This is a genomic window from Betaproteobacteria bacterium (genome assembly GCA_009377585.1).
Lineage (GTDB): Bacteria > Pseudomonadota > Gammaproteobacteria > Burkholderiales > WYBJ01 > WYBJ01.
Map to the genome: position 1 here is coordinate 26008 of WHTS01000043.1, position 10130 is coordinate 36137.

General features: G+C 66.4%; 8 protein-coding genes. 4 read left to right on the forward strand and 4 right to left on the reverse strand.

The window, feature by feature from the left end; translation table 11 throughout:
• Window positions 1–74: 74 nt before the first annotated feature.
• Together GEV05_14990 and GEV05_14995 are read right to left on the reverse strand one after the other, a co-directional pair.
• On the reverse strand, window positions 75–2045 hold the full coding sequence (locus GEV05_14990) for an ATP-binding cassette domain-containing protein (GenBank protein MPZ44677.1): 1971 nt from the start codon (window positions 2043–2045) through the stop codon (window positions 75–77).
• 121 nt (window positions 2046–2166) lie between these two features.
• Window positions 2167–2574 carry a response regulator gene (locus GEV05_14995; GenBank protein ID MPZ44678.1) on the reverse strand — a complete coding sequence of 136 codons (408 nt, stop codon included), beginning with the start codon at window positions 2572–2574 and terminating at the stop codon, window positions 2167–2169.
• 415 nt (window positions 2575–2989) lie between these two features.
• Here GEV05_14995 and GEV05_15000 point away from each other — a divergent pair, with 415 nt between their 5' ends.
• Window positions 2990–4024 carry an Ldh family oxidoreductase gene (locus tag GEV05_15000; protein ID MPZ44679.1) on the forward strand — a complete coding sequence of 345 codons (1035 nt, stop codon included), beginning with the start codon at window positions 2990–2992 and terminating at the stop codon, window positions 4022–4024.
• Window positions 4025–4072: 48 nt separating this feature from the next.
• Window positions 4073–4666, forward strand: a complete 594-nt coding sequence (locus tag GEV05_15005; protein MPZ44680.1) for a rhomboid family intramembrane serine protease — start codon at window positions 4073–4075, stop codon at window positions 4664–4666.
• Window positions 4667–4687: 21 nt separating this feature from the next.
• Here GEV05_15005 and GEV05_15010 read toward each other — a convergent pair whose 3' ends face one another.
• Both GEV05_15010 and GEV05_15015 read right to left on the reverse strand, forming a co-directional pair.
• Window positions 4688–5800 carry an LLM class flavin-dependent oxidoreductase gene (locus GEV05_15010; GenBank protein MPZ44681.1) on the reverse strand — a complete coding sequence of 371 codons (1113 nt, stop codon included), beginning with the start codon at window positions 5798–5800 and terminating at the stop codon, window positions 4688–4690.
• A gap of 31 nt (window positions 5801–5831) precedes the next feature.
• Window positions 5832–6509, reverse strand: coding sequence for an FCD domain-containing protein (locus GEV05_15015; protein ID MPZ44682.1), 678 nt, complete (start codon window positions 6507–6509; stop codon window positions 5832–5834).
• Window positions 6510–6742: 233 nt separating this feature from the next.
• Here GEV05_15015 and GEV05_15020 point away from each other — a divergent pair, with 233 nt between their 5' ends.
• Window positions 6743–7606, forward strand: coding sequence for a tripartite tricarboxylate transporter substrate binding protein (locus GEV05_15020; protein ID MPZ44683.1), 864 nt, complete (start codon window positions 6743–6745; stop codon window positions 7604–7606).
• 145 nt (window positions 7607–7751) lie between these two features.
• Complete coding sequence (locus GEV05_15025) at window positions 7752–9872, forward strand: hydantoinase/oxoprolinase family protein (GenBank protein MPZ44684.1); 2121 nt, start codon at window positions 7752–7754, stop codon at window positions 9870–9872.
• Window positions 9873–10130: the final 258 nt, after the last annotated feature.

Genomic DNA, 10130 nt, shown 5'->3' on the forward strand with positions numbered 1-10130 from the left:
GGGTGGTGTGGTTCGCGGGTGGTGTGGTTCGCGGGTGGTGTGGTTCGATTCGCGCGCAACGGTCCAGGACAGCGTCATTCCCGCGTGGCGAGCATTTCCCAGCGATGCATCGCAGCCGCAATCTCACCCTCCACCGCTTGCAGCCGTTCGCGCACCGCCGCGACTTCCTGCGGCGCGCGCTGGTAGAGCGCCGGATCGGCGAGCCGTAAGCCCAGCGTCTTTTGCTCGCCTTCGAGCGCATCGATGCGCGCCGGCAACTGATCGAGCTCGCGCCGCTCGGCGAACGTGAGCTTGCGCGGACCCTCGTCGTTGCGGCGCGCGGCCGGCTTCGGCGCCGCCGCGGAGCGTTGCGCAGTCCCCGCGAGCGGCTTCGGCTGCACCTGCTGCGCCTGCGCCTGCGCCTGCTGCACCTGCTGCGCCTGCGCCTGCTGCGCCTGTGCCCGCTTCACCCGCCACCAATCCTCGAATCCGCCGGCATACTCGCGCCACACCCCGTCGCCTTCGTAGGCGATCGTCTGGGTCGCCACCGCGTCGAGAAAGGCGCGATCGTGCGTTACCAGCAGCACCGTCGCGTCGTAGTCCGCGAGCAATGCTTCCAGCAACTCCAGCGTCTCGATGTCGAGGTCGTTGGTCGGCTCGTCCAGGACGATCACGTTGGCGGGCCGCGCGAACAGGCGCGCGAGCAGCAGCCGATTGCGCTCGCCGCCCGAGAGCGAGCGCACCTGCGAGCGGGCACGCTGCGGCGGAAACAGAAAATCGCCCAGGTAGCCGATGACGTGCTGGCGGCGGCCGGCGATCTCGACGAACTCGGAGCCCGGGCTGATCACCTCGACGAGGGTCGCATCGGGATCGAGCTGCGCGCGGAACTGATCGAAATACGCGATCTGCAAGCGCGTGCCCAGCCGCACGCTGCCGCTATCCGGTTCGACCTCGCCCAGTATCAGCTTCAGCAACGTCGTCTTGCCGGCGCCGTTGGGGCCGATGAATCCCACCTTGTCGCCGCGCATGATTCGGCACGAGAGGTCGCGCACCACGCTGCGCGTGCCGTGTTCATCCGCATAGGACTTCGAGACATCGACAAGCTCGGCCACGAGCCTGCCCGACAGATCGCCGCGATCCACCGCGAGCTGTGCCGTGCCGAGCCGCTCGCGTCGAGCGAAGCGCTCGCGCCGCAAGGCTTCCAGGCGCCGCACGCGTCCCTCGTTGCGGGTGCGGCGCGCTTCGATTCCTTTGCGGATCCATGCTTCTTCCTGCGCGAGCAGCTTGTCGAAGCGCGCCTGCGCAGCCGACTCCGCCGCCAGCTCCTCGCTTTTGCGCGCCTGGTAGTCGACATAGCGGCCGGGATAGCTGCGAAGCTCGCCTCTATCCAGCTCCAGAATGCGCGTCGCGACGCGATCGAGAAAGCGCCGGTCGTGCGTGACCACCATCACCGCGCCGGCGTAACCGACGAGCAGCGTCTCCAGCCATTCGATCCCGTCGATATCGAGGTGGTTGGTCGGCTCGTCGAGCAGCAGCAGATCGGGTTGCGCGACCAGCGCGCGGCCGAGCGCGACGCGCTTGAGCATGCCGCCGGACAGCGTCTCGATGCGGGCATTGCCGGCCAGGCCCAGCTGAGCGAGCGTCTGTTCGACGCGCGTATCGAGACGCCACCCGTCCGCGTGCTCGAGCGCGCTCTGCAGCGCGTGCAGCCGTTCCAGCGCCTCGGTGCTCGGCGCGGCGCCCAGGCGCGTGCCGAGATCGTGATATTCGATCAGCTGCGCGGAAATCGCGCCGAGCCCGCCCGCAATGGCGTCGTAGGCATCCTGATCGGCGGCGAATTGCGGCTCCTGCGCGACCAGGGCGATCCGAGCGCCGGGCTCCGCACGCACCAGCCCGTCATCGAGGCTGCTTTCCCCCGTGAGGACGCGCAAAAGACTCGACTTGCCGCTACCGTTGCGGCCGATCAGTGCGAGGCGCTCGCCGCGATCGATCGCAGCCGAGACGTGGTCGAGCAACGGGACATGGCCGAACGCGAGGCTGGCGCCGTCCAGGGAAACGAGCGGCATGGCGCGACTGTACCAGGATCAGGACGAATAGCGCCCGCCATTCCCGCTGCGAGCATTCGCCGATGACGAGCCACTTCGCGCTCGCAGCGCTCCTCGGCGTCGGGGATGCCGTCGGGGATGCCTAGTGCAGCTCCCCCGCCAGCACCTTCGCCACCCGGCGCAGGTCGCCGCCCGACGAGGGCTTACGCATGCAGGCCTTGGCGCCGTAGGAGCGACTCGCACCCACGTCTTCCGGGCTGCACGTGCCCGACAGCACGACCACTGGAATCTTGGCCGTGCGCGCGTTGGCGGTCAGGCAGCGCAGGACTTCGATGCCGTCCAGCCCCGGCAGCTTGAGATCGAGGATGATGAGCTTGGGCGTCAGCGCCGCCTCCTGATCGTCGGCCAGGAGCTGGCGCAATGCTTCGACGCCGTCGGCGATGACCGTGACGCGCGTGCCGGGGCGCAATTCCATCAATGCGCGCGTTAATAGTTCTGCATCGTCGGCTTCATCTTCGACGAGCAGAATCTCGGCCAGGGAACTACTCATGAAACCTCCGGGATCCAGGTCGCGAGTCGCGCTTACGCGCGGAACCTGGCCCACCCCATTCTGTACGTTGCGCGGGGTAAGCCGACCCACACCTCCCCGCTTGTCCGACCGGTCTTGGCTACAGCCGGTACGCCATTGTCGCTCGATCCGCGTGAGCCGGCAAAGAAGTTTTGTCGCCGTAAGGAGACAAAGTGCCGCTCTTGCGGCATGCTTGCAACTTGTCGCTCTGCGGCATGCTTGCACGGCCTGGGCGAGCTTCCCGGCAAAGAGCGACCGTGCCGCCCGCCAACTCGCACACAATGATCGCGCGCCCGCAAGGCTTTGACACCGCCCCGCCACGCTCCCTAACATCCAGGGCTTCCATCGCAACGGCGCGCGTACCGGCGCGCGCGGTTTTCCTCGTTTTGGAGCCGATATGCCCTCTGCAGTTTCGCCGGGCGAGCAACACACGCCACTGGATTCCGATTCGCCCGACAGCATTCGCATGAGCGTGGACGAAGCCACCCGGGTCGGGCTCGACGCCTTGCAGCGCCTCGGCTACCCGGCCGACGAGGCTCGAATCATCGTCGATCAATTGGTCGACAACGCCTTGTGCGGTTACAAGTTCGCCGGGCTCCCACGCATCCTCGCCATCGCGGGCGACTGGAAGACGGGGAAAGAGCGCTCGCCGGTGCGCATCGTCCACGAGACGCCGGTCTCGGCCACCCTCGACGGCGGCAACAATGTCGGCTACATCGCGGCCTACCGCGCGGCCGAAGTCGCGGTTGCGAAGGCGCGCAAGACGGGCATCGCCGCGGTCGGCGCCTACAACAGCTACTTCAGCGGCCGCAACGCCTACTATGTAGAGCGCATCGTGAAAGAGGGGCTGTTCGCCTTTCACGCGGCGAGCGGGCAGCCGCACGTTTTGCCGCCCGGCGCGGCCGTGCCGGCGCTCGGGACCAATCCGATCAGCTTCGGCTTCCCCTCCAGCGAAGGCGCGGTGATCGTCGATTTCGGAACCGCCGCCATCATGTGGGGCGAAGTGATGCTGCACGCGCATCTGGGCCAGGCATTGCCCGAAGGCATCGGCTTCGACGAACGCGGCGCGCCGAGCGCCGACGCACAAGCCGTCCTGCGCGGCGGGGTGGCGGCCTTCGGCGGCTACAAGGGCTACGCGCTGTCGCTCGCAATCCAGGCGATGGGACTGCTCGCCGGCGCCCGCCTGGTGCGCGATCAACCACTCGACTATGGGTTTTTCTTCATCGCGCTCGATCCGGACATCCTGCTACCCGCCGGCGACTTCGCCCGGCAGATGAGCGAGTTCGTGCAAGCCGTCAAGGCGACGCCGCGCCAACCCGGTGTGGACGAGATCCGCATTCCTTCCGAGCGCGCGTTCCGCGAACGCAGCCGCCGCCGCGTCGAAGGCATCGTGCTCGAGCGCAAGGTGATCGAAGCCCTGCAGGCCCTCTGAGTAACGGCCCCTGCAAGCCCGCCCCGCAGCCGAAAGCCCACTGAACCCATGTTTCGTCCCATCCCCCCAGGCACGCAAACGCTGATCGGTCTCAACGTGATCGCGTTCGCCCTGCAAGCGTTTCTCGGCGCCGAGTTCATCGGATCGCTCGCGTTGTGGCCGTTCGGGCCACAGTTCGGGCCGTGGCAAATCCTGACATACGGCTTCCTGCACGGCAGCCTCATGCACCTGCTGTTCAACATGTTCGGCCTGTACATGTTCGGCTCGGACATCGAATCCGTATGGGGACAGCGGCGTTACATCACGTACTACCTGGTATGCGTGATAAGCGCAGCGCTCGCGCAGCTGCTGGTCACCTGGCTCACCGGGTCGTTCTATCCGACCGTGGGCGCGTCCGGCGGCGTGTTCGGACTGCTGCTCGCCTTCGGCATGATGTTCCCGAAGCGCGTCATCGTCCTGTTGATCCCGCCCATCCCGATGCCGGCGTGGCTGTTCGTGACACTGTACGGTCTGATCGAGCTCTATTTCGGCATTACCGGAACGGCGTCCGGAGTGGCCCACTTCGCGCACCTGGGCGGCATGGTCGGGGGCTATCTGATGATCCTGTACGGACGCTCGGGAGCGCGCCGCCCGCGCTTGTAGAAATCGCGCGTGAGTGCGAGCTCAGGCTGCCGGCGATGGTTTCCGCGGCCTGAATTGCGGTGCCACTTTGCTCATGAAGAGCTCGATGCTGTTTTCGGCCACCTCGTAGGGCATCGGGCCGATGCGAAACACCATCAGCAGGCCACCCACGCCGATGGCGTCGATCCTGGCGATCTCTTCGGCCACGGTGGCGGGAGAGCCGCAGATCATCGAATGCTGCACCTGATCGCGTGACGGGACTCCGGCCTCCTGCTTGAGCAGCAGCCCCTGCTCCTCGTAAACTTGCTTCCGCATGGCCTTGCGAAACTCCTGCTGGGCCTCGAACGCCGGCAGCGCCAACCGTTTCGCCTCGGCGTCGGTCTCGGCGACGAAGATGTTGCGCCAGATCCATGTGTTGTCGACGCCGCGCGCGACCGTTTGCTCGTCGTGGCCCGATTCGCGCATGGTCTTGCGATAGAGATCCATGCGCTGTCTGGTGACCTCGTTGGTCTGGATGTTCATCAGGAACGGACGGCCTTCGCGCGCCATGCCGAGCATCGCCTCCTCGCTCGCGCAGGCACGCACGATCGGCGGATGCGGTTTCGTGTAGGGCTCGGGACGCAACCGGGGCAGGCGAATGTTCCAGTACTTGCCCTCGTGGCGGTAGTTCTCGGTGGTCCACGCCTTGATCATGATCTCCTCGGCCTCGACCAGCCTTTCGTAGGCTTCTCCCGGATCGATCCCGTAGCCCTGATAGTCGTAGATGTTGTAGGCGGTGCCGCGGCCAAGGCCGACGACCAGACGGCCGCTGCTGATGTTATCGATGAGCGACATCTGCTCGGCCATGCGGATCGGGTGATGCAGCGACATTTGCGCTACGGCGAAACCAATGTGGATGCGCTTGGTGCTGGCGGCCAGTGCGGCCGCGAACGTCACCGGATCGACGTAGGCGCAGATGCCGTCGAAATGGTGTTCCGCCAGCCACAACATATCCATGCCGAGCTCGTCGCAGAGCTGACCCTCGCGCAGGCTTTCGTTGACGATGCGGTGGTCGGCCTCGGGGCTCATCGCAGCAGGAAACAGAAAGTTGCTGAATTTCATCTCGATCCCTTCAAGTTGCCGGTTGCCAACCTGGATTGCAGGAAAGCCCGACATTCAGCCTTCACGGCTGCCAATGCTCGGCTCTTCAGCGCTCCAGCTCGTCGGAAGCAGCGCTCAGGAAACGCTCCTTGCCGCGCAGAATATGATTCTCCATCGTCGCTGCGGCGCGTGTGGAATCATGCTTGGCCACCGCTGCGATGATCGCGCGATGCTCGTGATTGGAAGCTTTCATGGCTGCTTTCGAGACCAGGGCACGGCGCCGAAACAGCCGCGACTCCTTGCTCAAGCCCTGGTAGACCTCCTGCAAGCGGCGGTTGCGCGTAGCCTGCACCAAGGCCGCGTGAAACTCGATATTGAGGTCCTGAAATCGCCATGTGTCGCCGTCCGCGCATGCCGCGTCCATCGCATCGGTCAGGCTGCGCAGCTGCGCCACTTGCGCGGCCGTGGCGCGCTGTGCCACGAGCTGTCCTGCCAGTCGCATGAGCCCGGCGCGCAGGTCGTAGAGATCGACCACGTCCGAATGGGCGAGCTTGCGCACGAAAAAGCCGTGGTTGGCGCGCGTCTCGAGCAGGCCTGCCTGAACGAGCGAGCGGCACGCTTCGCGTACCGGGCCGCGACTGATGCCGAGCCGCGCCGCCAGCGCAAGCTCGTTGATGCGCGCGCCCATTTCGAGATCGGCATCGAGGATCATGCGCTCGATCTCCTGCTCGCAGATCGCAACCAGGGTCTGCGAGCGCCGCAATTCGATGGCTTGCTCGGCCATGGTGGATGGAACCGAAGCGGTGCGTTGCCTGAGCGGGGTGGCATTCACGACCGCGACGATAATCGGTCCAACATTAAATTGTCAACAGACGACAACTCTGGTTATCATCCATTCACTCGAATCGCCCCTGAGTTTCGCCCCGGAGAAAATCGAAAATGGCCTATGGAAGCGCTGTAGACGGATTGGACGGATTGCGGCGGCATTGCTGGCGAATGGCGATCACCCGAAGCGTCATGGCCGCAGCCATGAGCGCAGCCGCTATGAGTGTAGGGACGATCGCCGCTGCGCAATCCCCGGACACGAGCGCCTACCCCAGTCGTCCCTTGCGGCTGATCGTGCCGTTCCCGCCCGGCGGCGGCAACGACATTCTTGCCCGAACCGTCGGCCAGCGCCTGTCTCCGATACTCGGCCAACAGACCGTTGTCGATAATCGCGGCGGCGCGGGCGGCGTGCTCGGCGCCACGCTCGCCGCGAAGGCCCCGCCGGACGGCTACACGCTCTTTCTCGGCAGCCTCGGCAACCTCGCGCACAATCCCGCGCTGAAGGAGAACTTGCCCTATAAGCCTCTGGGCGACTTCGAAACCGTAACGCTGCTCGCAACCTCGTCTCTCGTTCTCGCGGTAAATCCTCGGGTGCAAGCGGACTCGGTGAGCGCCCTGCTCGCGCTCGCGAAAGCCAACCCCGGCAAGCTCAATTACGCTTCGGCCGGTGCGGGCTCGTCGCTGCACATGACGGCCGAGCTTTTCAAGCACGCGACCGGCGCAAATATCCTGCACGTGCCGTACAAGGGCACCGGGCCGGCCCTGACGGACCTGGTCGGGGGACGGGTCGATCTGATCTTCAGCACGATGCCGCCGGTGCTGCCGCACTTGCAAGGCGGAAGGTTGCGCGCGCTCGGGGTAACGACGGCAAGGCGCGCGCCGAGCCTGCCCGACGTTCCGACCATCGCCGAGTCCGGCGTTGCGGGGTTCGACGTGTCCAACTGGCAAGGGATCGTCACGCCCAGGCATACGCCGGCGCAGTTCCGCGCCCTGATCGGTGCGGAAATCGCGCGCTACACGAACCTGGTCAAGGCCAGCGGCATACGCATCGATTGACGTCGCCGCCATGCAGCTCGGGCATTCGGGACGCAAGGCCTCGTGCGGGCCGCCGTGGACCAACTTCAAGCCGCTCGCGGATGCCGATGCAAGCGACTGACGGCCGGTGCGAAGCAGCGAGCTTCAATTCAACAAGGGAAATGCCGTGAGTCAGAGACGTGGCGGACAAAAGCGCGTGCGAATCGCCGTCGATATCGGCGGCACGTTCACCGACGGCCTGGCGGCGCTCACCCCGGGCGGTGAAATCTGGGTCGCCAAGACACTCACCACGCCGCGCGATCCGGGTGAGGCGGTCTCCACGGTCATCGCCGAGCTGCTGCGGCAGATGGCGGCGGCGAAGAAAGCCGGCGATTCAACGCAGGTCACGGAGGTCGTGCACGGCACGACGCTGGTGACCAACACGCTGATCGAGCGCAAAGGCGCGCCCACCGGCCTGGTCGTCACGAAGGGCACACGCGATGTGCTCGACATCGGGCGCGAGTGGCGCTACGACCTCTACGACCTGAATCTCGAGATCCCCGAGCCGCTGGTTGCCCTGGAGAAGCGCCGCGAGCTCGACGAGAGGCTGGATGCGAGCGGGGCGGTGCTGATGCCGCTCGCGGATTCCGAGCTCGAGCGGCTGCTGAACGAGATCGATGGGCTCGGCGTGACCTCGGTCGCAGTGTGCCTGCTGCACGCTTACGTGAGCGATGCGCACGAGAAGAAAGTGGCGGCGGCGCTGCGCAGCCGCTTCCCGGACATGGCGGTCTCGATCTCCTCCGGCATCGCGCGCGAGATTCGCGAATACGAGCGCATGTCGACCACGGCGGCGAACGCCTATGTGCAACCGCTGGTCGCGCAGTACCTGCGCAATCTCGACCGCCGCGTGCACGCGCTCGTCGCCGGCGCACCCCTGCGCATCATGGTCTCGAGCGGCGGCTTCACCTCGGGCGAGGCGGCAGCGGAGACGCCCATCCTGCTGCTCGAATCGGGTCCTGCGGGCGGCGTGCTGTCCGCATTGAACACCGCGCGCGCCAACGGCATCGATCAGATCCTCGCCTTCGACATGGGCGGCACGACCGCGAAAGCCTGTGTCGCGGTCGGCGGCGAGCCGTTGATCGCCCACAGCTTCGAGGCCGCGCGCGTGCATCGCTTCAAGCGCGGCTCGGGCCTGCCCATCCTGATTCCCAGCATCGATCTGATCGAGATCGGTGCGGGCGGCGGATCGATCGCGCACGTGAACGAGCTCGGGCTGCTCAACGTCGGTCCTGAAAGCGCGGGCGCGGACCCTGGGCCAGCCTGCTATGGACAAGGCGGCAAGGATCCGACCGTCACCGACGCCGATCTCGTCCTGGGCTACCTCAACCCGGACAATTTTCTCGGCGGCGAGATGAAACTGCGGGTGGATCGGGCACAAGCCGCGCTCGCAAAGCTCGCCGGCGAGCTCGATCTTGCGCCGACCGAGGTGGCCTACGGCATCTGCGACATCGTCAACGAGAACATGGCCGCCGCGGCGCGCATCCATATCGCCGAGAAGGGACACGACCCGCGGGCGTTCACGATGGTCGCGACCGGTGGCGCAGGCCCCGTGCACGTCGTGGAGGTGGCGCGCAAGCTGCGCATTCCGCGCGTGCTCGCCACCATCGCCGCCGGCGCGGGCTCCTGCCTCGGGCTGCTCGCGGCGCCTGCGCGCGTCGACCGCAGCTGGTCGAACCCGACCCTGGTGCGCGACATCGATTGGTCGCGCGTGTCGAAGGTGTACTCGGAGCTGCGCGCGGATGCCGAGCGCGAGCTCGCTTCGGCCGGCGCCGCCGACACCGGCATCAAGTGGTATATCGGCACCGAAATGCGTTACGCCGGTCAGGGCCACAACGTCTCGGTGACACTGCCCTGGATGCGCATCGACCGATCCACGGCGGCACCGCTCGTGCGCGAGTTCGAGCAGCACTACCGCCAGCTTTACGGTCACCTCGTGCCGAACGCCGTGCCCCAGGTCATCACCTGGCGCCTCACCGGGCGCTCGGCTGTGAAAAGCCACCGCTTCACCTGGGGCGACGAGCGCGCCGGATCGAAGCCGAACATGCGCGGTAAGCGCGAGATCTTCCTGCCGCAGAGGAAGCGATACGCTGCGGTGCCCGTGTACGAGCGCTATTCGCTCGCGCCCGGCACCCGGCTCACCGGCCCGCTCATCCTCGAAGAGCGCGAATCGACGCTGGTCGTGCCGGTCGCCGCGCAAGTCGAGATCCTGCCCGACTACACTGTCAGCGTTCTGATGAGGGAGCTGTGAGATGAGCCGTTCGCCAAAATCGAATCGCACCGACAAGCGGCAAGCCGCATCGCGGATTGCACCATCGAACCTGCGTGGCGCCTGTTCCCTCACCCCCAGCCCCTCTCCCGGGGGGAGAGGGGAGCATCGTGTGCTCGCCAAGCGGGCAGGTTCCAGGACTGAGGGTGGGGGACGAGGCCGGGGTCTCGCGGACCATGGTCCGCACCGGCCGAGCGGCATCGGCATTGAGGCCGATGCACGCCCTGCAAGGGAGGGAAA